The following is a 23,908-nucleotide window of genomic DNA, read 5'->3' on the forward strand; positions in this document are numbered from 1 at the left end:
CCGGAGCGATGGTGAGGAGTACGCAGATGACAACGGCGCCAACGGCTTCGACCGAGTTCGACCCGGCGCTGCGCAAGCTGGTGATCGTGGTGGTGCTGGGCGCGATCATGACGATCCTGGATACCACAATCACCAGCGTGGCCGTGAATACCCTTGGCGCGCAGTTCCATACGCCGCTCAGCACGATCCAGTGGGTGCTGACCGGCTACACCCTGGCGCTGTCGGCCAGCATCCCGCTGTCGGGGTGGGTGATCGTACGCTTCGGCCCGAAGACGATGTGGATCGTCTCACTGCTGCTGTTCATCATCGGGTCGATCCTGTGCGGGTCGGCCTGGAACATGCCCGCGCTCATCGCCTTCCGGCTGCTCCAGGGTTTCGGCGCGGGCATGGTCATGCCGATCGGGCAGACGATGCTGGCCCGCGCCGCCGGTCCCGCCCGCATGGGCCGTGTCATGAGCGCGGTCGCCGTGCCCGCCATGCTCGCCCCCGTCCTGGGTCCGACGGTCGGCGGCCTGATCCTCGACCACCTATCGTGGCGCTGGATGTTCTACATCAATATCCCGCTGTGCGCGATCGCGGTCCTGGCCGCGGTCCGATTGCTACCGCCGGACCCGGCCCGCGACCGCACCGCCCAACTCGACCTGCTCGGATTGTCTTTGCTGTCACCGGGTTTGGGCGCACTGGTGTACGGCGCGTCGCTGGCGGGCGGCGGAACCAGCCCGACCGACCCGAAGGTGGTGGCGGCCGGGCTGGCCGGAGTGGCGTTGGTCGGCTGCTACGTCGTGCATGCCCGGCGGCGGGGCGATGCCGCGTTGGTCGACGTCCGCCTGCTGCGGGATCGAAATTTCGCCGCCGTCAACGCAATGATGTTCCTCGACATCGGCGCGCTCTCCGGCCTGATGGCCTTGCTGCCCTTGAACTTTCAAACCGTCGACGGCGACACCCCACTCCGCTCCGGAGTTCTGGTCGCACCCCTCGGTGTGGGCGCGATCCTGACCACCCTGCTCTCCGGCCGCCTCACCGACAAGTACTCCCCCAGGCTCCTGATCCTCACCGGACTCCCCGTAGTCCTGCTCGCCGTCCTAATCCTCACCCAGGTCGGCCCCACCACCAGCGACACCCTGATCCTGCCAATCCTCTTCGTGATCGGCCTGGGCCACGGCATGATCATGCCCGCCGCCATGGGGGCCACCTATCAAACCCTGCGCCGCACCGAAATCCCTTCGGCCACCACGGCTACCAATGTCGGTATCCGCGCGGGCAGCTCCTTCGGTGTCGCCGTGCTCCTGGTGCTGCTGCAGCGCAATATTCACGGCGCTCCCGATGTCGCCGCGTTCGCCCACACCTTCTGGTGGGCCCTCGCCATCACTGCCGCGGCGGTGGTCCCCGCGCTGATCATGCCGCGCCGGAGGGCGCCCGAGCCGATTACTCGATCTTGATCCAGCTGACGAGATCGTCCCGGCTGACCGTCGCCAGCAGGGCTGGATGGTCGCTGGCCAGGTGACCGCGGATCATCTGGACCACGCGATCCTCCAGCTCGTCGCGGGCTACGAATCCGCATTCGCATCGAATCAGTTTCGTCATCGGCGTCTCCGCTCTGGCCCCCACCAGCAGTCTATTGCCATGATATTGACGTGACCTCGGTGTCCTCGGATCCCGTGCGAATCCAGATCTGTGGCCCGCTGGCCATCGTGCGGGACGGACAGCGCCTCGACGACCGGCTCCCCGGCCGCCAAGGCCGGCTGCTGTTCACCTACCTGGTGGTCAACGCCCATCGCCAGGTCCCGCGCGACGAATTGGCCGAGGCGTTGTGGCGGGAGCCCGACCCGGCGGCCGTCGACGCCCGGCTCAATCCGCTGCTGTCCAAACTGCGCCGGGTACTCGGGCCGGATGTCGTGCAGGGCCGCGCCCTCCTGCGACTGTGCCTGCCCGACGCGTGGATCGACCTGCAGGCCGCGGCCGACGCGGTCCATCGGGCGGAATCGGCGGTGGCTCAACAGGACTGGGCGCGCGCATGGGGGCCCGCGTTGACCACGCTGTTCGTGGCCGAGCGCGGCTTCCTGCCCGGCGAGGACGGGTGCGAGTGGATCGACGCGGTCCGCCATCACCTCACCGAGCTGCATGTGCGAGCCCTGGAGAGTTACGCGGCAGCCGGGCTCGGCCTGGGTGGTACCGAGCTGGCCGCCGCGGTCCGGGCCGGTCGGCAACTGACCCGGCTGGCCCCGCTGCGTGAGAGCGGCTACCGGCATCTCATGCGGGCGCTGGCCGCCCAGGACAATCTGGCCGAGGCGATCGGCGTCTACGGTGCGCTCAGCGATTGCCTGCGCGAACAGCTCGGCGTCTCCCCCAGTCCGGCCTCGCGCAAGCTGTACGAACAACTGCTGGCCGACACCTGAGCCGCGCGCCAAGGTTTCGCCAACATCGGCGCAACGTTGCCACAATGACAGCGTCGTAGAACTGACCCGAAGACACACCCGACGGGGAGGTTCGACATGACGACAACACAGCAGGGACGACCGGATTCGCGCGCCGACCGCGCGCTCGTGGACCCGCACCGGCTCGCCGCACACCTGGCCGATCCGCGGGTTCAGATCCTCGAAATCGATGTCAGCCCAGCCGCTTTCGACGCCGGACATATTCCCGGCGCGGTGCTGTGGAACATCTACCGAGACCTGAAGGACGACACCTACCGCACCGTCGACGCTGCCGCGCTGCAGCGGCTCGTCACCGACTCGGGAATTCGGGCCGACAGCACGGTGGTGTGCTACGGATACGCGCCCGCCTTGGGCGTCTGGCTTCTGAAGCTGTTCGGGCACAAGGATGTTCGCATTCTGGATTGTTCCCGTGACGCCTGGCAGGCCGCGGGTCACCCGTGGAGCGTCACCGCCGATACACCCGCCCCCGGTGATTTCCGACTGTCCGAACCGGACCCCCGCGTGCGGGCGGACCGCACGGCGGTACTGGAGGCCATCGGCCGGGCGGGCACGACCCTGGTGGATGTGCGCTCGGCGGCCGAGTACGCGGGCGAATGCTTCTGGCCTTCGGGTGCAATGGAACCCGACGGTCGCGCCGGTCACGTGCCGTCGGCCGTCCATCGCCCCCTCGACGGGCTGCTGCGCGCCGACGGATCCTTCCGCTCCACCGCCGAACTGCGCGATGTGCTCGCCACCCTCGATGGCGAACTGATCACCTACTGCACCGTCGGCGGCCGCGCCGCCACCGCATGGTTCGTCCTCACCGCCCTGCTCGGGCACGAGGACGTCCGGGTCTACGACGGCTCGTGGGCCGAGTGGGGCCGTTGCACCAGCGTCCCGGTCGCCTGAACTGCCACCGTTCAATCTTGTGTTCGAGGTACGTCCCTGAGCGCGGCCGCGAAACGGTACAGGGCGAGTAGGGAAATGAAGCCGAACATGAACAAGGTGACGCTGCCGACCGAGCGGTTCACCGGGTTGAGGTACAGGGCGAAGGCGTAGGAGCCGAGGACGATGATCGGGGCGGTGTCGACCCAACCGAGGGGACGCCGCTCCGATCGGGTGAGCGCGTCCTTGCCGAGGGTCGGGATGAGCACGAACGAGACGACGAGGGTGGTGACGAAACCCCAGACCGTCCAGCCGATCGGCAGTTCGGGGTCGCCGAAGAACGAGTCCTGCGGCGAGAGCGCCGCGGATTTCCCGACCCATTCGTAGACACCGAATTTCGTGCAGAAGCCGTTGGTGAGGAAGGCAAGCCAGGCGTGCAGCATCCCGTAGAGCAGGCAGCGCCACACGACCTGCCAGGGCCGCAGGGAGCGCGGGTCCACGAGGATCTTGCCGTCGAGGACCACGTTGATGATCACGTAGACGGGCCACAGCAGCGCGGTCATCGCGATGGGTACCAGTAGCGGGACACTCCCGATGTGCGGGCCGAGCATCGACAGATGGCCGTAACGCAGATCGCCCCAGACGAAGCCGCCGAAGGAGATATTGGCCTGCTCGAAGCACCATTCGATGGCGGTGGCGATCACGAAGTAGGCGGCGGCCAGCTTCACCCCGAGGTGTTTGAGCATGTGCCCGATCACGGCCACCACCAGCGCCAGCGAGGTGATCGTCTGCGGGATCACCGGCAGCCCCTTGCCGCCGGTCTGGATCCCCGACCACAGCGTCATCCCGACCCACACCACGCAGGCGATGCCGAGGGCCACGTCGAGCGGATCCGCCCGCCTCGCTTCACCTTTGGTCGGGTTGTCGGTTGTCGTACTCATTCGCGATGGTCCTTCCGGTCACGCATCTCACGTCAGGACTAGAATATTGTTCTAGAATAATTCTCTAGTCAATGCCTGATTCGGTACTGTTCGGTGGTGCCCACAGCCTCGAATGCCGGTGTCGCCCGGCGCAGCGCGATCCTCGACGCGGCCCTGACGGTCTTCCTCAAGACCGGCGTGGCAGGCACCAAAGTCGATGCCCTGCACCGCGCTTCGGGAGCCAGCGTGGGCAGCATCTACCACTTCTTCGGCAGCAAAGAGGGGGTGGCCGCCGAGCTCTACCTGGAGACGCTTCGCGACTACTTCGACACCTATCTCGCTGCCCTGCAAGCCAGTTCGACCGCGCGCGCCGGAATCGAAGGCACCGTCCGCACCCACCTGGAGTGGGTCGCAGCCAACGAACTGCGGGCCCGCTTCCTCTTCCACTGCCGCGAATACGAAATCATCGACGAATCCCGCCCCGCCATCACCGCCCTCAACGAGCACTTCTACGCCGAAGCGACCGCCTGGCTTCGCCCCCACGTCGAAAAAGGCCGCATCAAACCCCTCCCACCCCGCCTCTGCCAGGCCCTCTGGATGGGCCCCTGCGTCGAATACGCCCGCCTCTGGCTCGCCCGCACCACAGATTTCGACATGCTCGGCACCGCCCCGGTCCTCGGTCAGGCCGCATGGAACGCTGTGAAGGCGTAAGCCTGGTTACCTCGGGGTGTTGTTCAGGGCCGTGACCGCACCCGCCAGCTGGCCACCGATGTCGAGCACGAGCCGGAAGACGTCGGCGGGAACGGGTTTGCCGTTGCACCACAGGATGTTGCAGGCGGTGGAGGCGTAGGGACCGACGCCGAGGAGGATGTTCGCGGCGGTGACCGGATCGATCAGCTTGCCGATGTCGTCGAGGTTATGGATGGGCAGCGGCGGATCCGACAGCGCGTACGGATCGACGTACGGTTCGGTGGGGAGGTCGGTGACGGCGGCGGTGATGCGTTCGTAGAGTTCCTTGTTGTCTGGATTGCCGCTGCCGGTGAGCATTCCGACCGGGTTGCCGATGTCGACACGCAACGGGATGCCCATGCGGACGACGACCAGGTCGCGGCTGGGGACGACGGTGACGAACTGTCCCAGTGCGCCTTCGAAGGAGTAGAGGTCGCGTGGTGCGCCCGGGAACTGCGGGCGGTCGTAGCTCACCGCGGTCGGCACCTCGGTGCCCTTGTAGGTGTCGCCGGAGTTGAGCCAGGTGAGGAAGCCGTAGCCGGGGTTGGCGTCGGTGCCGGTGGTGGCCTGCCCGATGTAGTCCGCGTCGATCAACTGCTGATCGCCCCAGCGGCCGCGTTGCAGCATCAGCCGCCCCAGTCGCGCGAGATCGTCGGGGCGCATGGCGAGCCCGCCGTTGACTGCGGTGACGCCACTGCGGTCGCGCAGCCAGATCCAGTCGCCGCGGGCGATCCCCAAGGGCTGGAACACTTCTCGCTGCGCGAAGTCCTGGAAGTCGCTGCCGGTGGTGAGCTCGATGATCTTGGGTAGCAGGGCGATGACGTTCTGCGCGTACTGGAAGGTGCTGTCGGGCGGGTAGTCGGCGGGTTCGGCCAGGGTCTGCAGCGCCGAGTCGGTGTAGAGCCCGGCGATATCGGCGGGCCAGCTGAAGTGCAGCCCGGTGGTCTGCGTGAGTACCTGCCGCACAGTGAGATTCGCGTGCGCGGCATCGGCCTGCGGGAAGAACTTCGAGAGCGGATCGTCCACACCGAAGTAGCCCAGGCTCACCGCCCGCCCGACGATCGCCGAGGTGACACCCTTGGTGGCGCTGGCCAGCGGCAGCGGCAGATTCCCGCTCGGCGTGCGATCGCCGACCAGGCAGCCGTGCCGGTAGATCTGCACGGCGACCCCGCCCGCGCGCGTACCGAAATCGAGCGCGTCGGCCACCTTGGCCGAATCCATGCCGACGTCTTCGGGATTCGCGCGGGGCAGCGGCTGGCCCGGCACCGGTTCGTCACAGCTCCGGTCCCCGGCGGGTGCGGCCGTCGCCACCGGCGCGACCAGCGGCAGGGTGGCGATCACCGCGGTGAGCAGGCCGGTGATCCACGCGGCGCGGGTCATCGAGCCAGTCCGTTCGCGAGGGCGTTGCGTTCGACGCTGAAATAGGTCTTGTCGTCCTTCAGCTTCCAGTCGGGCCCGACGAAGAACTGTGCCGCGGTGTCGTCTCCGAAGGCGAGGTATTCCAGCCAGGCCATGGCGGTGCCGGAGGACAGGTACGCGCCCGGCCCGTCCACCGGCGAGAAGTGGCTCACCCCACGGGCATTCGCGATCCAGGCGGGGGCGTTGAAGGTGAGGTTGTACTCCCACCAGCGCACCCACGCGAAGTCGGGGACCACGAAATCGTTGTAGCCGGTGAGGAACAGGGTGGGCACGCCGATCGCGGCCCCGATCGCCAGGGGTCCGGGTTCGATGGCCAGCGCGCCGATGATCCGCAGCTTGGGATCGACCGCTCCGGCCAGCGGCGGGAACAGGGCCGCGGCCTGCAAGGTGGCCTGGCCGCCGCCGGAATGCCCGGCGAGCACCGTACGGCTCAGGTCGATCTTGTTGAACAGCGGGGAATTCGGGTCCCGGTTCTGCGTGACCGCCACCGCCAGCCCGAGCGCGGGCATGTCGGGGGTGGAGTTGAAGAAGTCGTAGGCCATCACCACGACGAACCCGTGGCTGGTCCACTGCCGCGCGAGCGTGTCGTAATTGCCCGGGTTCGACAGGATGCCGCCCTCGAACAGGATCACCGGCGCGTTGTCCATATCCGCGATGTCAGCCGGGTAGTACGTATTTACCCCGATCGGCGACTGCAGCCCGTAGGGAAACGCCTGCGTGCACTGCGCGTCATCGCGATTGCCGAACAGGTGCACGGTGATGTGCGCGATCATCCCCACCACCGATTCCTGACAGGGGTTGGTCACCGTCGGAGTGGCCACCGCGTGCGGCCCGAGATTGTCGAAAACACTCTGAGCCGTTGCCCCGGAATCGATTTCGTCCGCGACCGCCGGACTTCCCCCGATCAGCAGGCTACCGGCCACGGCCACCGCCGAGACGACCGCGAATGCGCGCGGCCGCAGAGTGTTTCGCCTCTTCATCGAGGGCTCCTCGTTCTCCGGCCCGGCTATGTCGGGTCGGCAATAACTGGGACTAACTGGTTTCGGATACGAGACGCTAGCCCAGCCGTGACGCACAGCACAACCGCAGAAATAGTGCGGGATCAGGTGCGGTCGAAGGCGATGAGGAGTTCGATGTCGGTGTTGCCGATGCTGCCCATGGGGTTGTTGCTGACCGGAGGCTGGATGGCGTAGTCGGAAGGGTCCACCGGGATGGTGGCCTTGAAGGCCAGGCGGCTGCCGACTTCCGTGGTTTGGAAATCGAAGGTGACCGTTCTGGTTACGCCGTGGATGGTGAACTGGCCGGTGGCGGGGACGTCGGAGATGGCGCCCGCGGCGGGGACCGAGGGGAAGGTGATGGGGGCGGTCAGGGTGAATTTCGCGGTGGGGAACTTGGTGGTTTCGAGCATTTCGTTGTACGCGGGATCGTGCATGCAGTTGCAGAGGGCTGTCTGCATGTTCACGGTCAGTTGCGCGGAGGTGATGGTCAGGGCGTCGATGTGGAGGGATCCGGAAACGTCGTTGGTGCGGCCGATGATTCGGGTGGTTTGGCCGAGGAGGGTGTCGTCGGTGGACCAGCGGGCATCGGTGCCCGCGCCGACAGTCCAGTCACCGGCGATCGGACTGGCGACCGTGGTCGGAGCGGCGACGGTGGTCGGGGCCGGGGCGGGCGGGGCGGGCGTGGGCGCTGCCGGGGGCGGAGTGGTTGTCAGCGCGACATCCGTAGTGGGAGGGGCGGATTGCGGTGCGGACGTGGCGGCCGGCGGCAGCGCGGCCGCCGGTGTGGATGGTTCGGTCGGCATGACGGTCGTTTTGGCCGGGCCGGTACTCGTCGTCGCCAGGTCGTTGAAGCTCAAGGCGGGCGGATTGTGGGCGCTGACCATGTGCAGGTACACGTAGGGGCCGCCCACCCCCAATCCGAGGAGAACCAGCACCACCACGACCCAGGTGACCGGGCTGCGCAGTGCTCGTCGAATTCGTCTGCGTTGCAGCGGTTTCCGGCCTCGGTCTGTCATCGGATACTCCCTCATCGAGGCGGATCATCCTCTTGCGTCGAGCAACCTCGAGTCAGGCAGTGTCTGGGTCGGCAACGAAGAGCGTCATTCAACGGTAGAGGCCGCAGACCGGCCTTGTGAGCAGCTCACCAACTGTGGCGGCATCGGTCACCCTCGCCGCCGTGAGAGTGAATTTCTTTCCGCTACGCAGCAATTCGGCGACCTTGTCCCAGACGCACCTGAGGGTGTCTCGGATTGCTATTGGCTGGTGTCGGTTTCGAGGTGCTCGATGGTCCGCACGCGCATCGTCGGCGCGTCGAAGATGTACTCGATGGTGCCGCTGACCGTGGCCAGGTGGTGGCCGTAGTAGAAGTCGTAGTGGACGGCTTCGCCACCGGACGGGTGCGGGTGCGTGCGGTGCGGCATCGTCGCGCCACGGGCCCAGCCGTCGTAGATCTGCAAGGCGGAACTGATCGGCTTACCGTCGAGGGTCAGGCACCAGGTGGTGTCCTCGTCCTCACCGAAAGCGGAAGACACCCAGGTGGTTCTGAAATGGGCCCGCACTGCCCTGCCGTCACTGAGGATCGCGAACGGCACGTGCCCCTCGGCCAGCACATCGCCCACGCTGAAGTCGAAGATCTCCCGGCGTCGGTCGACAACAACCGGCGGCTCCCAACCGGCCCCGACAGCGACCTCACGCACCTGTCGACGCCGTTCCTCTACGGCTAGGTCCGGTCCGCGAGGCAGCCGCGACGCGTAGGCGTAGACCTCGTCATCCAGGACGGCACTCAATTCAAAGGGGTTGAGATCACGGGGATTGGAGTCCATACCCAGCACGACATGGCGCGAGCCACGCTCCGCCGCATGCGCGGACACCGCCTCGAAAAGGGCTCGGCCAATACCCAATCCACGCGCCCCTGCGGTCACGATGAATTCCTGGATTGCGGAATATCGGGGCTTATCACGCCGTGCGGCCGTGGTGTCGTAGTAAGCGAACCCCACCGGAACACCGTCCAGGAACGCGATCAGCGGCCCCCACGCGGCCTCGCCCATCCGAAAGTACGCCTTGTGCACACGCACCCAGACAAGCTTCGGATCCGGCCGCCCGTAATGATCATGCAGCTCGACCAGCAGCGCGGTGAGCGCCTCGGCATCCTCCGGCGTTGCCCGACGGACATACACGGCCACGATCGCCCCCGACCTCGAAACTCCCTGAGCGACAGCGATTCTAGTGCAGCACCGACGGCATGCAGTCGGAGGTCACCTTGTCGCCGGTCTCGAGGAACAGGGTCGTCGGGCCGGTGATCGTGCCGGTCAGCGCCTGCTGCGGCCGGCCGGAGCTGCCGGAGACCAGATCGTGCATCTGCCCGTTGCCGACGTAGGAAGCCACCTACCACCAAGCCTCGCGAACCCTGCAAAATCGAGCCACCTCGACGCCGGCACGCTTGAGGAACTCGTCCGTGCCAACCTCAGCGGCACCTACACCTTCGGTCCACTTGGACCGAAATCGTGGGGTCAGGTCAGGTCCGTACGACACGCATCGGTCGTCCCGGTGGGATACTTTCCCAGAGATCTTCGGGGCCGCTTGCCATTTGCGGGTCTCGCTCACGCACTTGGAGCGGCGACGAGAGTAACCGTCGAGTCGAGGCTTCCCTTTTTGGCTCGCATGGGAATGAGATTCTTCACCCCCTGCATACGAAGTCTCGCACGAACTGCGAAAGAAACGTCGATGGGCGCATTGGCCGGAGCGGTTACTAGGAGCCGCAATTCCCGGTTCGTGTGAAGGTAGTTCGAACCCTTCGCAAGGAAATCCCAGTAAGCCTTGTGGAATCCGGTACCGGACGCGGTCACCGTGGGGAAGAAGACCGTGCGCTTCCGGGCCAGCTCCGGCCTCACTTCGACATTCACCGACCTGAACAAGGTAGCGAATTTCAGCCCTGCACCGACCCGAGTTTCCACATCGACAGGGGTGTCTTCGACCTCGGTAGGCACCATGTCCTCGATGACTGCTCCCGGCGTCGTACTCAGGTCGACCACCAAGCGGGACCAAACGAAACGGCATTCAGGATGGGCGTGAACGACCATGACCAAGCCGACATCGTAGGCGACGCGGCCGGTACCGACTGCCTCGGAGACGACCGGGACCGGCTCTCGCACAGCAATCCCGACACGGTTCTCGCGGCCTATAAGGACGAGTTCACGCTCCTCGGTGGCGGTGAACTGGGATCGATCATTATCGTGGTCGTCGAATTCGAGAATTCCCTCTGCGATCGTCGAGAAGCTGCTATCCATACCGTCTCCTGAGTCGTCGGAAGTCGTCACATCCATGAGCCGATCAGTGTGAAGCCAGCCCAGTGGTCCAATCTCTCATTCCTCGCACGTATACCTAGTGCCGCGCGGCGCAACGCTTCTGCCTTAGGCACGCCGGCTCTCACCTGCTCGTAGAAGGACGACATGAGGTGCCATGTCGACTGGTCCGGCACCTTCCAGAGACTCACCAGAATCGAATCGGCGCCCGCGAACAGCAATGCGCGAGAAAGTCCCATCGGATCCTCGGACAAGTTCGTCCGGGTGATACCACTCTCACAGGCAGACAGAGTGACGAGGTCGAGCCCGGATGCCTTGGTACCTAAGATCTCTCGCGCGGTCACCACCCGATCGGACATCTGCAGGCCTGAGGCCAGCGGGTCGTCGGAGTCGAAGCCCGCGTGTGCCGCGACGTGAACGGTGCCACCGGCTTGGAAAGCATCAAGCAGCGCGTCACCCGTTGCCGCGGAACCGAGTCGAGCCGAGACGCCCCACTCCCGCGCCAACTCCTCTGCCTCGCTTCGCGCAGCTGGCAGATCACCCGTGGGATCCCCGAGAACCGCGTAGGGTCGTCCCAAACCGTGTCGCCCGGCCTTCTGCCGCCCCTGCAGCATAGAGGCGCTCGGACTGATGACCAGCGGATTGCGGTCGAGCAACACACCCGCGCCGAGCCGAGCCGCGCCGAGTGGCAAATGGTGGAGGGGTCCGGCGGGGCAGACAATGACAGTCTCGCCAGGGTCGCACAGGTCCACGATCGGTGCGACGACGCCGGACAACTCATGCTGGAACAGGTCCTCTAGATCAAGCGCGACCTCACGGACTCGTGCTGCCGAACCGAAATTCGCGGCGACGAACTTGGTCAAACGGCGACGGTCGACGCGGCTGGTGGCCAATCGGACATGTTGATCCAAACCGTTCACCGCGAGCGCGACAAGTCGGTCATCGTCGGGAAAGAATAGATTAATCATGACAGCGTTGCCGCGCGCGGCAATTGCGCTCTTCTGAAGTAACAACGCTGCCACCGCTGTATGCGCTGCCGGACGAGCCTGCCGCATGGTCACATAAGCGGAGGCTGCATCGGATGTGCTGGCCATCTCATGCCAGACAGCGGCCAATTCTCGCTCGACTGCACGACATTGCGGCCAGAACTCAGCACTGCGGGTCCGCTGAGCCCGCAGCTGGCGCCTTGTATCCAACAAAGCAGCCTCCTTGCGGGCTGCGGCTTCGGAAATCCCCTCCGGCGCCACAGCATCGGTGTCACCTACCATGTCAAGGAAGGTGCGTGCCCGGAGAGTCTCCACGGCTAGCCATGCGGCGTCGATGTAGTCCACCGAGCCTTGTTCCCCGGCCAGAGCCAGCTGTGTGCGTGCCAGGACGACCAAAATCTCGCCGAGTTCGTCCTGTACCGCGATCCGGGCAGTCTCGTCATGCGCGCCAACTCGAACATATTCGGCGACTTCGGTTGCCAAAAAGCAGAATTCGACAGTTTTAAGGAGTTCGCATCGACTCTCGAGAGTCTTCACAATCCCGAACAGAATTGGCCAGACGATATCGAATTCAGCAATGCGAAATGTCCTGCCGTTTGGTGCCGACCAGGTGGCGCCGCCACCAGGCGAATCGCGAACACTACAATGCTCCAACGCATGCAGTAGGTAGCGAAATGAGTCTCCGAGAAAAGGATGGGCACCGACGATTCGGGCGGCGGAAAAGTCTATTTCCGCTAATCGGCCCGAGTCACCCTTGATTTCGACGAGCGCCCTGGCCTTGCCGAGCATGGCCAGGGCAACACGAGGGATTCCGAGCTTGCCGTAAGCGTCCGCCATTGCCTGGTAGGCATATCCGGCGGAATCTGCGGCCAGAGTCGGTTGTGACTGGATCTGCTCGGTCTCGCTGAGCCGTACCGCATCCTGAAAATGCCGCAAGGCTTTGTCCGGCGCACCGGTTTCGAGGTAGAACCTACCCCTGAGGATGAGTTCGCTGATCTGCTGGACCTCGGTCGGATCATCCAGTCTGCGACTGATCGCAAGGTCGTGATAGTACCGCGCTCGATCCTCGTTGCCCATACGAAATGCCGACTGCGCCAGGCCCCTGTAAAGGTGTACCGGAGTGGGTGCGATCCCAAGGATTCGATTGACAACCGGCCGCGCAGTGATCTGGTCGCGGCGGCGGGCCTCCTCTTCGGCCTCATGATGCCGCTCCGCTTCCAGGAGTAGGTCATATGCATGTGCGATCGCACCCCGCATGTTCTCCAGCGTCGCCAATCCCGCTAGCGCGCTGGAGATATACCAATCGCGGCCGTAGCCGACGCGGCTCTGCGCAGGACCGAACCACAAGGGCAATGACTGCGCCAGGCGCAGGTGAATCCCGGCCCAATGTAGCGCGGCGTCGATTGCGTGCTCCCTGCGATAGGCGATTGACAAGGATTGGACCGTGATGAGGAACCTCTCACGATCATGGGGTTGCACGCGTGACAGCCAAGCGAACCACGCTGTTTCGATGTCGGGCAGGGTGAGGAACTCATGGACGACCGGATCCCCTAGGTACTTCCGGAGTAGGTCGTCAGCGCGAATCCTCTTGTCGCGGTCGGCATCACTTCCACCCTGCCACGCCGAAAGTGGGCGGCCGATCAATGGACTGATGTCATCCTCGAATCCGAACCTGAAGTTGGTGGCGTCATCGGTCATCGGTTCGGCCCGCCTCCAGATCGCGTGTCACCTGGCGCAGCGCCTCTCGGGCTCCGCCATAGTTCGGATCAAGTTCCAATGCCTTCTCATAGCATTGCTTCGCACTGTGGATATCTCTCCGACCGGACCGATAGGCATCGCCTAGGAAGCGATACGCCTGCGGTGTGGGGCGAATCCCGATCGATTCGATGAAATGCGCGATAGCCAGCTCGTATTCGCCGATCATGTAGTGGGCGTCACCGAGCCCGAGATGAGCGAATTCGAGATGCGGATCAAGTACGATCGCCTGGCGATACTCCTCGATGGCTGTCTGGAACTGCCTTTGCGCAAACGCCTGTTCTGCCTCGGCAAGATGATGTTGGGCGGGGGACTGCGGTCGGATGTCGAATGGCAGCAGTTCCGTGACCTTTGGGAAGAGATCCGGGTCCTTCGCCGCGATATCCTCAAGGAATTCAACGGCTTTCCCCGGACCGAGGCCGATGGCGATCGCCGCCATCACGTGCACTTGGATCTGCTCGCCATCGAGTGTTTCCATTGCTCTCCGGTCGACGGTCAGCGTTCCGTTTGCGAAGCGGGCGAGCAACTGCGGCGGCGGCCCACTCGGCGGAAGCATTGTCGGGGGAGGCATTGCTGACAACGGCATTTCAGCGTTCAGTGATCGCAGCGTCGCCCACCATTGTGCGCAGTCCGGGTCTTGGGCCATTGCCCCCATCATGATCAGAAGCTGGAGCGGTTCCACAGACGCTGGGCCTGGTTGGGGACCTATGTGATCTAGCAATATCGATTTCGCCTCGCTCCATCGGCCGAGTTCATGCAGTGCCTTGGCCAGATGTAACGTCGTGTCCGGTCGATTATCACCATGGGCGAGTAGGTCTCGGAGTAGGTGGACGCATGCCTCCCATTCGCGTACACCCCACAGCATGTTGATCAGAGTGTCCGGCTCCTCTGTCGAATCGGGTGGCAAGCGACGCAACTCTTGAATCCACCACACAACCGCCGTAAGCCGCGTCGGCTCGTGCAATGCTCCGATCATGGTTCTTCGCAGGATATGTAGCTCGTCATCGGTCACTGTGAACGGAATCCGAGGCAGAACGCTGCCCGCGGTCACTTGCCTGACCACACCTACAACATGGACAATTCGCTCCAGCCCGACAGCAAGCCTTCGGGCACAGTGCGCATCGGCAGTCTCAAGTCGGCCGAAGGCTTCGGTCAGACCAGCGGAGAATGCCGGGTCATCCTCGGAGATCGATGTTGCCGCAGCAGCGAGTGCCGTCAGTGATTCCAGTGTGCGCCAACCCAAATCACGATAGAAGAGCTGGGCTTGCCGGAGCTGTCGCAAGCTCTCCTCCCCCCGGAATCGACGTGCGTAGCCGACACAGAAGCGACCTGCGGCTTGGTGCTCGTCTGAGCCCCCCAGTGCGATCAGCGTATGCCCGATTTGTTCGAGTCGGCCTCGGGTGGAAATGTGTGCACGAGCGTCGTCGAGCACCAAGTGGCGCAAAAGATCTCGCTCACTGTCAGCGCTGAACGAGCGTACGTAGTTGGTCAACTCCTCGGCGGTGAGCGCTAGCACGGTCCGGAGCAGAGCCTCGTCGCTCGGACTTCTGTCACGAGCGCGCGGCACGACATGCCGCACCCACTCAGCGCCGATTCCTTGCATCAGCATGATGCCCCCCGCTTATGAGCCTGCGGCCATTGTATGCATGATTCGTTGCCGCAAGGGGAAATCGACGTAGGCTGGGTTACCCCGGACTCAGGTGCCGGAAGGCGTGCTGGTGCCGGAGTGCCGTTACCAATGGGCTGATGGCCCGACGGGAGGGCGCTTGAGGCCTGGCATGGGAGAGCGCGCCCAGCACATCGGGCAGCTTGCGCTCGCGGAGACCCACGATGCAGCGCATCGCACCAAGAACACTTTTTGAAGCGTATGTATTTCATACGACCCGGACCAGTGCGGCGAGGGTCGCCTCATCGGCAGGGTCGAAAGATATGAGGACAACTTCCTGCAGCGAACGATTTTCGTGGGTACTGTCACTTGCTCATTGCTCGGTACTGGGTTCGGAACCGCTGAGGCGGAGGGGATTACGAGACGCCGCCCGATTCGAATGTGCCGACTGGGTCGGCGAAGGATTTGGGCAATCTGATCGGTACCGGGTCGGTGGATGTGGGGAGTACTGCCGCGGCGCTGGGGAGTGCGCTCGGTGGTGGTTACCTCGGCGGGGGTGTTGAGCGGGCTTTCGTCGCAACATGGATGACGGGAAGGACTCGTACGAGCTGCGGGTGGCAGACGAGAAGCTCCCATTCGTCGCCGACCTCCATCAGGCCGGACGCACCTGCACCAGCCGCTCATTCACCAGAAAGCCGAAGGGACTCATCCAGACTGGCGAGCGAACGCTGGTTTGAATAAGCCCCTTATGGTGGTCCTAACGCTAATCAACCCGAACCACCCGACGGCCCACGGCCCACAATTGCGGATCAAGCCAGTCGGTATGCGCAGCGCATCATCAGGGGCTTGATCTGCGGCCTCATCTCGTCGAATGTCCTGATCCGCTGTACGGACTAGGTCTCCACCCGATGTCGAAGCATCCGGCAGTTGTGATGGCCGACGGTTGCGGCCTACATCGCCACACGCTACGCCCGAGTGCCCGAACCGGACACCCGAGTGCCGAGCCGCGCCGCCACCGGATAGTCGTTGGCTATCATTCCTGCGTGGCTGGGCTGCGGCGTTGGGGGGCGTTGGGATGGTTCGTGTCGGTGTGCGCCGTACTGGTTTTCATCGTTGTGCTGCAGATCGCCTACGGGGTTCCGCGGTTCGGCAGTGGCGAGACTGATTGGGCCATACGCTATTCGCTGGTATCGATCGCGTTCGGAGTGGCCGGACTGGTCGTTGCGGGCAATCGTCCGCGAGGTGGTTTGTGGGTCGTGTTGCTGGTCGGGGCGACCGCGTTCGCGCTGGCATCGCTGGATCGCAGTCTGTACGGCTTGGGGGTGATGACCGGGTCGGAAGTGCCCGGCGGACGACGGCTGATCGTCGAGGGTCTGGCCACGGTGGGGTTCAGCGCGTCGATCATCATGCTGCCGTTGTGGATTCCCGCCGGACACACCTCGCCGCGTCGGCTCCGCGTCCTGGTCGGGACGGCGATCAGCGTGGGACTCGCATACCTGGCCGTGGCGGTGTGGCAGGCGTGGAACGTCACCGATCCCGACTACACGTTCGACGCCCTCGCCCGTGATCATCCGCTGTGGTCGGCACTGCAGGCTCCAGTGACGTTGATCCTGCCCCTAATTGTGCTCTCGGCCGTCTGCGGGGACACGGTACGCCGCGCCAAGGCCGGCCGGGGACTGACACGAAGACAGCTTGTCCTGATCATCGCGGCGGAGCTGGGATATTGGACGATCGTCTCCCTCTACACGGTGGTGCGCCTGATCGGTCCGTGGGACAAGCAGTGGGAGGATGTGCTGCTGCTCGGGCCGCAGACGGTGGTCATCCTGTTGTTCCCGATGGTCGCGATCGCGCAAACCGGTTCGCGCCGTGCGCGCTTGGCGTTGCAGGCCTGGCTGTGCGCCGCGGTTCTCGTCGCTGGCCTGTATGCCACGTTCAAGGCGGTGTTGCTGGTGGTCGCGGCAGTGCTGCCCTGGAGCGCCACGGTGCGGATCGCGGCGGCGGCGACCGTGGCGACGCTGGTCACCCGCCGGATCGCGGCGTCGGTGTGGCAGGTGATGGGCTGGATGCTCTACGGCGGCAAATCCCTGCCCTACCGGACGATACGCAGCCTCGGCCGCAGTCTGCGGGAGCATCGCGGTGACGACGATGTCGCCGCGGACGCCTGTGGTCTGATCGTCGACCGCCTCGATGTGGAGCGCGCGAAGCTGATCGTGCACACCGGCGACGGTGAGCGCACGGTCGCCGAACGCGGTGCCAGCGGCGGCACAGCGCATCGATTCGAGTTGCGCCACAACGGCACCGATATCGGCGAGTTGGTGGTGCACGCTGAGCGGTTGAGCCGCCGCGACCATGTGTTGCTGGCCTCGATGGCGGACCAGCTCGCTCCGATGGTCGCGGCCATGCGCCTGCGAGAAGTGTTGCGCGCCAGCCGTGAACGTGTCGTGCTGGCACGCGAAGCCGAACGGTATCGGTTGCGCCGTGACCTGCATGACGGGCTCGGCCCGGCCCTGGTCGGTATGCGGCTGCGACTGGAAGCGGCCGCGGTCGCCCTGCCGGCCGGCACGCCCATCGGAACGCATATCGCCGACACCATCGACGACCTCGACACCGCGCTGGTCGAGGTCCGGCGCATCACGGCCGGGCTGCGACCGGCCGATCTAGACGAGCTCGGATTGCCGCGCGCGCTGCAGCGGCTCGCCGCATCGATGCCGAATACGAGATTCCATGCACCGGAACGAATCCCGGCGCAACCGCCCGCGATCGAGGTGGCGGCCTACCGGATCGTCGCCGAGGCCCTGACCAATGCCGCCCGGCATGCCGCGGCGAGCGCGGTTGAGGTGACGATCACGGCCGAAGCCGGAGTCCTCACCGTCACCGTCGCCGACGACGGCCACGGGTTCGTGCCCTCGAAACCACACCTCGGACTCGGTCTGAGCTCGATGGTGGAACGGGCCGAAGAAGTCGGCGGCAGTTGTTGTATCGACGAATCCTCTTATGGCGGTGTGCGAGTGAGCGCTCGACTCCCTTATCAACCGCTACCCACGGACAGCGTGTACTGACGTGTCCGGTCAGTCTCCGCCCATCCCCGCCCGGCGAGCTCGGATGACAGCTTCCGCGCGGTCGTGCACCTGGAGCTTGGCGAAGATCGAACCGATGTGATTGCGGATCGTCTTGTCGGTGACCACCAACCGCTGGGCGATCTGATGGTAGGTGAGCCCGCGGGCAACGTGGTCGAGGATCTCGAGCTCACGAGCTGTCAGCGTGGGGAAGGCTTGTTGACCGGTCGCGGTGTCGCCAGCGGTAAGCAGGGCGCTGAGATGTTCCGCTGTGCCGGTACCGAAGGCCGATCCGCCGCGCGCGACGGTGTGCAGGGCGTGCAGCGTTTCCTCGAGTCGGGAGTCCTTGCGGAGGTACCCGTGCGCACCCGCACGCATGGCCGCCAGCAGACTGTCGCTGTCCTCGGACATGGTCATGACAAGTATGCGCAGCCGCGGGTGGTGCGCCAGCAGTTCGCGGATCGCCTCGACGCCCGACAAGCCGGGGAGGCCGAGATCCATCACCACCACTTCGGGCTGAGTCTGTTCCGCCGCGGCGAACGCTTCGTGCGCGGTGGCGGCTTGAGCGACGACGGTGAAGGCGCGGTCGGTACCGATGGCGTCGGCGAGTCCGGCGCGAAACAGCGGGTGGTCATCCACGATCAGTACCCGTCGGGTGGTCTCGACGCTCATGAGCCGCTCCTTGCCTGTTTGGTGCACACCACCGCGGGAGAAACTCGAAACGTCAAGTGGCCGAAAATGAACGGAGTGTTCGAGGCAGATCGACTCGGCCGGGGCCCCGGCCAGGTCGATCCGCCTCGGGTACTACTTGCCCGCGAAAACGTGCACGACCGCGTTCTTGTCGTAGGTGTTCGGGCAATCATTCATCAGATCGACGCTGAGCGGGACCGTCTTGGAACCGGTGTTGGAGTACACCAGCCCGCCCGACCCGTCGCCCCGATACAGCCGTTGATCATGATCGACGTTGCCACCGACCCGTGCACGGGCCTCGATGGTGGCGCACATGCCCTGTTTGTACTGGACGTACACCTTGCTACCAGGCTTGGCGACGGCATCGACGCAATGCCGCCATCCGTCGGAGAAGGCATAGCAGGTGACATCCAGAACACTGTCCGGCTCCTTCGCCTCCGCACTCCCCGAGCCGACGGAAGAACAGGCCAATGCCGTCAACACAGCCGCTGCCAGCAGCATCTTCATCGCTCTCACCGTCCTTTATCCGGCCAGTGCCATAATGGCGCGGGCGATTTCAGCCGCGTAGCGACGCGGCACCCCAAGTCGCACCAGGTACTCGGTGATCTTCTCCGTCGCCCAGTTCTCGGCGCGATCGAGGAAGTCCGCCAGCTGCGTGGAGTGCCGCAGCACGTAGCTCGCGGCCTCCTTACTGAAGTGCTTCAGCAACCAGGCCAGCGCCTTGCCGCCGTAACGCAGCGCATAGACGATCAGCCTCCGCTTGATCCCGGCTACGGTCTCGGGCGCCGGGTCTGCGGCGACGCCGCGCAGAGCGTCCGTGACGGCTTCGATCTCGTGGGTGTCCACGTCGGCTTCCCGGACGAGGTCGACAAGGTCGTCGAAGTCGGCCGGAGCGAGGTCCCACTGTGCGTCTGTCATAACAGTGACTCCCGATGGTTGGACCGCGGGCTCGGTGTGCCCTGCGGAACGTGACATCACTGTCTGTGGCCCGATAGCCCAGGCACATGAGTCATTCGCCTCAACCCGCTCGGGCGGTTGTCCCACGGTGGGATGGGCTGTGAGCCAGGTCGGCAGCTGGGCCACAATGAAAGCCGCCGACTAGCTCGGGGCGGGGACGCTTCACTGGGTTTTCGGGCTGAGGAAGCGTTCGGCTGCGATCTCTACTGGATCACGGTGGTGCGCTTGGGAATTGGCCGGAGATCAGTCTGGGACTCGCCAGCTTGATGCCCACCGATGATCGAACGCTCCGCGCGCAGCCGTTCGCCCTGCTCGGTGAGCCGATGGCGGACGGCGCAACCCTGGCCCGCCGCCCAGATGCGACTGCGCTTCGGCTACACGCAATCGAAGATCGAAGCGGTTCGGGTTGATACCCATTTGCGGCAAAGCCGCAGGTATTCTTACCTGCGACTTTGCCGAGTTGTGGTCCTAACAATGATCAACCCGAACCACCCGACGGCGGATGGACCGAAGCTCCGGGTCAAACCGGCGGGCAGGCGCCGGGCACCATCTCATGTGGCTGATGGTCGCTACTGACACCCGGTCGTTCGTGCCCGCGAGCGCTTGGGCGTTCAGACTTCGTCACCGGGGGAAGCTGCATCCACCCCATCATCCTTGCTGCCAAGACCGTAGTGCACCACATCGAACCATCGATCGAAGTGAAATGACCTGTCGTGCTCGGTATAGAAGGTTTCGGAGAAGAGCGGCCCACATCGTGGACCGACCGTTCGGTAGTTCTATCGGGTCGCGGCATCGGCTGTAGCCGGTTCGGCGCGACGGGAGCGATCGGCGGTGAGGAAGATGCTCGCGATCAGTGCCAGCGCGGTGCCGACTGTGAGGAGGGTGAGGTCGGCTCGCAGGAGCGACAGGGCCGAGGCGGTGAGGATGGTGGTGAAGGCGGGGCGTATGATCGCGGCCGGGGCGTGTGAGGACAGCAGCGCGCCGAGGATCACGCCCGGAATCGCGCCCAGCACAAGGGATCCGGTGAGAGCGAGGCGGACGTCGCCGAAGAACAGGTGGCCGAGGGTGGCCGCGGCGACGAGCGGGATGGCTTGGACGATGTCGGTGCCGACGAGCTGGTTGGGGCGCAGCGTCGGGTAGATGATGACGAGGGCCGCCATCATGATCGCGCCCGCGCCGACGGAGGTGAGGCCGACGAGCAGGCCACCGACAGTGCCGATCACGACGGTGAGGACGGGCCGGATGATCAGCGGTTGATCGTCGGCCCCCGGTTGCGGACGGTCGCGCCTGCGGCGTTCGATCGATTGACGCAGCAGGTTGAACACGACGGACAGGGTGAGTCCGATGCCGATGGCGAATTTCAGGTTGTTCTGGACGCCCGCGGTGTGTCCGAGGAGCCCGACGAGCACCGCGCCGAGGATGGCGGAGGGAACCGAGCCGAGCACCAGTAGTCCGACGAGTTTCCAGTGGATTGTGCGGCGGCGCAGGTGAACCGGGACGGCGAACGGTTTCATGATGAGCGAGGCGAACAGGTCATTGGAGATCGCCGCCAGCGGTGGGACGTGGAATACCAGCACCAGTAGCGAGGTCAGCAGGGCGCCGCCGCCCATGCCGGTGAGGCCGACGAAGAACCCGATGATCAGTCCGACTGTGGTCAGGGTGGGGGAATGCATGTGTGCGTGTCTTTTCCGATGGGTGCGCACCGGAAGTCGGTGGCGCGTGCGGTTGTCGGGCGAGGTCGGCCGTGGGCCGCACACGCGCTGGCGGCGACGCGCATCAGATCGATGTGCAGGCGCCTGATCAACCGGAGTCGTGCGTGAATCATCATGGGCTCAGGAATGTTCTGGCCGGGAAAGGAACAGCGGGCTGGTCCAGACCTGGTGGCCATCGGCTTGGCGGGCGCGAAGGTACACCGCGCTGTCGGTGACGGGCACGGTAAGGGCGAGGTCGCCGCTGACAGAGACCGGGAGCTCGGCAGGGTCGGCGATGCGTTCGATGCGCAGTCGCAGATTCAGCCCGCCCATGGCGAGGTCGTGGTGCCCGGTGGCGAGGAGATCGGCTCCCGACACCGTGAGTGTGCCGTGTCGGCCGTCCTCGAGGACCGACGTGTCGAGGTCGAAGCGAGCCCGCGCGAGATCGCCCAGGGTGAGGATCACGCCGATGTCGGATCCGTAGGTGGTGGTGCGCCAGCTGATCTCGCTGTCGAAGCGGTCGATGCGCTGTTCGGGGTGCAGGCGCGCCCACGGCCGCGCGGACGCGATGTCGGTGCCGGTCACCCGCAGGCGTCCGGTCCAAGTGGCCCAGCGGTACCGGTCGCGGTGGCGGGCGCCGCCCCAGCGCAGGCGGATGAGCGTGTCCGACAGGCCGGTTTCGGCGTGCAGGTCGCGACGCCAGACTTCACCGGTGGTGTCGAGGAGCCGGATCTCCTCCCATCCGGTGGTGCCGTACAGGGCGTATTCGGCATCGAGTTCGGTTGCGGCGGTGACGATATCGTCGCCCATCCACTGGTTTCCGGTGCGCAGCAGCGCGACCGCGCGAACGCCGGTGGTGGCCCAGGTGCGGCGCGATCGCAGGGTGCGGCCGACCTCGGCGGCGGTGAGCTCGGGCGCGAGCACACCGGTCAGACCGCCGGTGGAGCCGAAGATATTGGCGCCCGGCGCACCGCCGCCGGGTCGGCCGCGGTGCTCGTCGCTGGCCGCGCTCGCGCCGAGCCGCAATCCCCGAGCGAGCGCGTCTTCGAGGAACCAGGGGCTCGAACCCCAGGTGGAGTGGACTTCGATCAGTCGCTCCAATTCCGGGTGATGCCAGTCGAGCACGGCGCGGCGCCCGCCCACGTGCGGGATGAGCAGATAGGAGTCGGGGTCCTTGTCGTAGGCCGCGTACAGCTGTGTGATGGGCCAGGTTTCGGGCACCGGAGTGGTCGCGACCATATTCGCGTGCCAGACCAGTGAGCGGGCCAGCGTGGTGTCCTCGCCGAGGAACACCACATTGTGGTCGCCGCCAACTCCCGCCGTGCCGCACCATTCGACACCGGGATAGCAGACGAATCGGCCATCCTCACCGGCCCGGCGGCAGGCGTCGACCACCTGGTTCCAGGTTTCGTCGGTGATCTGGAAGTCGTTGGCGGTGTAGCCGAGCACATCCAGCGCGCCGATCTCGCGTCCGTAGGCGAGATTCCAAGCGGTGTCCTGGGTTCCGACGGTGTCGTCGGAGTGCACGTGCAAGTCGGCGAAGAACGCGCGCGGTCCGGGCAGGTCGTCGATGACGTCGAGGTGGCAGTGCGCGACGGGCACCGTGCCGCCGTCGAACTTCGCGCGAATCTCGACCTCGATCGGGTCGCGCACCGGCGGCATGGTGAGTGTGGCACGCGCCCAACCGGATTCGGGCGTGGTCGCGGTGGCCAGGGCGCGCCCGGCGACGGTGGCGTGGACCCGCGCGGGCAGGTCGCGGCAGGCGTTGCCCCACCGGTCCCGCAGGTGTGCGCGCAGCTCGACCGCCGCCTCACCGGCGCGCACCAGTCGTGGGCCGTGCACCACGAGCGCCTCGGGCGGACCGGGCACGAGGGCCAGGTGGGCGACGCCCGCGTGCGCCATGCGGGAGGTGCCCAGCGGATCGACGAACAGATGGAAGGCGAACGCGTCCTCCACGAAGGTCTGCACCCGGGTACCCGGACCGCCGAAATCACGGTCACCGAGCCGGATTTCGAGCACGTCGCCCGGACGCAGGTAACCGTCCACGACATGGATCAGCACCGACTTCTGGAACGGCCGCTCGCCGCCCTTGACGTCGTAGCGCACGTCCAGCCGCTGCGCGGTGGCCGCACTGTCGGGCGACACACCGCCGAGTAACGAGCGCTCGACCAGGCGCGCGCTCACGTAATCACGTCCGGCCGGGTCGTCGGTCTGCAGGTCCCAGTCCGAGTAATAGCGGAAGCACAGCTTCAACCAGCCGCTGTCGGCGATACCGGAACTGCCGACGGTGTAGGTCAGCACGATTTCCTCGGTCGCGCCCGCGATCAGGGTGCCGGCCGAGCAGCTCAGCGTGCCCAGGAACGGCAGGGCGGTGAGCTCGTCGGTAACCCGGTCGCGCACCGCGGGATCCGAGCAGTCGGCAACACGCGGCTCACCCTGCGGACGCAGGGATAGGACGGCGGGCAAAGACGGGCCATGGCCAGGGCGGGAAGGCATGCCG

Annotated in this window: 20 protein-coding genes; 5 read left to right on the forward strand and 15 right to left on the reverse strand. The window is 65.5% G+C overall.

Annotation, left to right across the window (positions count from 1 at the left end; all coding sequences use genetic code 11):
• Window positions 1-26: 26 nt before the first annotated feature.
• Window positions 27-1,439, forward strand: coding sequence for an MDR family MFS transporter (locus tag ACYVN4_RS11090; RefSeq protein ID WP_460719941.1), 1,413 nt, complete (start codon window positions 27-29; stop codon window positions 1,437-1,439).
• Here the strand turns inward: ACYVN4_RS11090 and ACYVN4_RS11095 are convergent.
• Window positions 1,426-1,584, reverse strand: coding sequence for a hypothetical protein (locus tag ACYVN4_RS11095; RefSeq protein WP_460719943.1), 159 nt, complete (start codon window positions 1,582-1,584; stop codon window positions 1,426-1,428). The genes ACYVN4_RS11090 and ACYVN4_RS11095 overlap by 14 nt on opposite strands.
• Window positions 1,585-1,634: 50 nt before the next feature.
• Between ACYVN4_RS11095 and ACYVN4_RS11100 the strand changes: the two genes are divergently transcribed.
• Together ACYVN4_RS11100 and ACYVN4_RS11105 are read left to right on the forward strand one after the other, a co-directional pair.
• On the forward strand, window positions 1,635-2,396 hold the full coding sequence (locus ACYVN4_RS11100) for an AfsR/SARP family transcriptional regulator (protein ID WP_460719945.1): 762 nt from the start codon (window positions 1,635-1,637) through the stop codon (window positions 2,394-2,396).
• A gap of 96 nt (window positions 2,397-2,492) precedes the next feature.
• Window positions 2,493-3,323: a sulfurtransferase gene (locus ACYVN4_RS11105; protein ID WP_460719947.1), complete on the forward strand. Its 831-nt coding sequence runs from the start codon at window positions 2,493-2,495 to the stop codon at window positions 3,321-3,323.
• 11 nt (window positions 3,324-3,334) lie between these two features.
• Here ACYVN4_RS11105 and ACYVN4_RS11110 read toward each other — a convergent pair whose 3' ends face one another.
• Complete coding sequence (locus ACYVN4_RS11110) at window positions 3,335-4,240, reverse strand: hypothetical protein (RefSeq protein WP_460719949.1); 906 nt, start codon at window positions 4,238-4,240, stop codon at window positions 3,335-3,337.
• A gap of 75 nt (window positions 4,241-4,315) precedes the next feature.
• On the opposite strand from ACYVN4_RS11110, the gene ACYVN4_RS11115 reads away from it, so the two are divergent.
• Entirely contained in the window at window positions 4,316-4,930 is a 615-nt protein-coding gene (locus ACYVN4_RS11115; RefSeq protein WP_460720569.1) for a TetR/AcrR family transcriptional regulator, read from the forward strand.
• A 6-nt stretch (window positions 4,931-4,936) separates the two neighbouring features.
• Here the strand turns inward: ACYVN4_RS11115 and ACYVN4_RS11120 are convergent, their stop codons facing one another.
• The 8 genes from ACYVN4_RS11120 to ACYVN4_RS11155 form a co-directional block, all read right to left on the reverse strand.
• The gene (locus ACYVN4_RS11120; RefSeq protein WP_460719951.1) at window positions 4,937-6,328 is read right to left on the reverse strand and encodes a serine hydrolase domain-containing protein; all 1,392 of its coding nucleotides are present in this window, start codon (window positions 6,326-6,328) and stop codon (window positions 4,937-4,939) included.
• The gene (locus ACYVN4_RS11125; RefSeq protein WP_460719953.1) at window positions 6,325-7,347 is read right to left on the reverse strand and encodes a poly(ethylene terephthalate) hydrolase family protein; all 1,023 of its coding nucleotides are present in this window, start codon (window positions 7,345-7,347) and stop codon (window positions 6,325-6,327) included. Before ACYVN4_RS11125 ends, ACYVN4_RS11120 begins: the two co-directional genes overlap by 4 nt.
• Before the next feature lie 122 nt (window positions 7,348-7,469).
• The gene (locus tag ACYVN4_RS11130) at window positions 7,470-8,381 is read right to left on the reverse strand and encodes a YceI family protein (protein WP_460719955.1); all 912 of its coding nucleotides are present in this window, start codon (window positions 8,379-8,381) and stop codon (window positions 7,470-7,472) included.
• Between the two features lie 237 nt (window positions 8,382-8,618).
• Window positions 8,619-9,548, reverse strand: a complete 930-nt coding sequence (locus tag ACYVN4_RS11135; RefSeq protein ID WP_460719957.1) for a GNAT family N-acetyltransferase — start codon at window positions 9,546-9,548, stop codon at window positions 8,619-8,621.
• Between the two features lie 40 nt (window positions 9,549-9,588).
• On the reverse strand, window positions 9,589-9,750 hold the full coding sequence (locus tag ACYVN4_RS11140; RefSeq protein ID WP_460719958.1) for a hypothetical protein: 162 nt from the start codon (window positions 9,748-9,750) through the stop codon (window positions 9,589-9,591).
• Window positions 9,751-9,965: 215 nt separating this feature from the next.
• Window positions 9,966-10,652: a hypothetical protein gene (locus ACYVN4_RS11145; protein WP_460719960.1), complete on the reverse strand. Its 687-nt coding sequence runs from the start codon at window positions 10,650-10,652 to the stop codon at window positions 9,966-9,968.
• 26 nt (window positions 10,653-10,678) lie between these two features.
• Window positions 10,679-13,351 (reverse strand): CHAT domain-containing protein, encoded by a 2,673-nt coding sequence (locus ACYVN4_RS11150; protein WP_460719962.1) that lies wholly within the window; start codon window positions 13,349-13,351, stop codon window positions 10,679-10,681.
• Complete coding sequence (locus tag ACYVN4_RS11155) at window positions 13,341-15,017, reverse strand: tetratricopeptide repeat protein (RefSeq protein ID WP_460719965.1); 1,677 nt, start codon at window positions 15,015-15,017, stop codon at window positions 13,341-13,343. The genes ACYVN4_RS11150 and ACYVN4_RS11155 overlap by 11 nt, the downstream gene beginning before the upstream one ends.
• 1,040 nt (window positions 15,018-16,057) lie before the next feature.
• Here ACYVN4_RS11155 and ACYVN4_RS11160 point away from each other — a divergent pair.
• Complete coding sequence (locus ACYVN4_RS11160; RefSeq protein WP_460719967.1) at window positions 16,058-18,073, forward strand: sensor histidine kinase; 2,016 nt, start codon at window positions 16,058-16,060, stop codon at window positions 18,071-18,073.
• Between the two features lie 9 nt (window positions 18,074-18,082).
• On the opposite strand, the gene ACYVN4_RS11165 is transcribed toward ACYVN4_RS11160, so the two are convergent.
• The 5 genes from ACYVN4_RS11165 to ACYVN4_RS11185 form a co-directional block, all read right to left on the reverse strand.
• Complete coding sequence (locus ACYVN4_RS11165) at window positions 18,083-18,742, reverse strand: response regulator (protein WP_460719969.1); 660 nt, start codon at window positions 18,740-18,742, stop codon at window positions 18,083-18,085.
• Window positions 18,743-18,874: 132 nt separating this feature from the next.
• Entirely contained in the window at window positions 18,875-19,267 is a 393-nt protein-coding gene (locus ACYVN4_RS11170; protein WP_460719971.1) for a hypothetical protein, read from the reverse strand.
• Window positions 19,268-19,282: 15 nt separating this feature from the next.
• Complete coding sequence (locus tag ACYVN4_RS11175) at window positions 19,283-19,678, reverse strand: hypothetical protein (protein ID WP_460719973.1); 396 nt, start codon at window positions 19,676-19,678, stop codon at window positions 19,283-19,285.
• 815 nt (window positions 19,679-20,493) lie between these two features.
• Window positions 20,494-21,390 carry a sulfite exporter TauE/SafE family protein gene (locus ACYVN4_RS11180; RefSeq protein WP_460719975.1) on the reverse strand — a complete coding sequence of 299 codons (897 nt, stop codon included), beginning with the start codon at window positions 21,388-21,390 and terminating at the stop codon, window positions 20,494-20,496.
• A 159-nt stretch (window positions 21,391-21,549) separates the two neighbouring features.
• Window positions 21,550-23,904 (reverse strand): hypothetical protein, encoded by a 2,355-nt coding sequence (locus ACYVN4_RS11185; protein ID WP_460719977.1) that lies wholly within the window; start codon window positions 23,902-23,904, stop codon window positions 21,550-21,552.
• Window positions 23,905-23,908: the final 4 nt, after the last annotated feature.

The organism is Nocardia heshunensis (genome assembly GCF_054782115.1).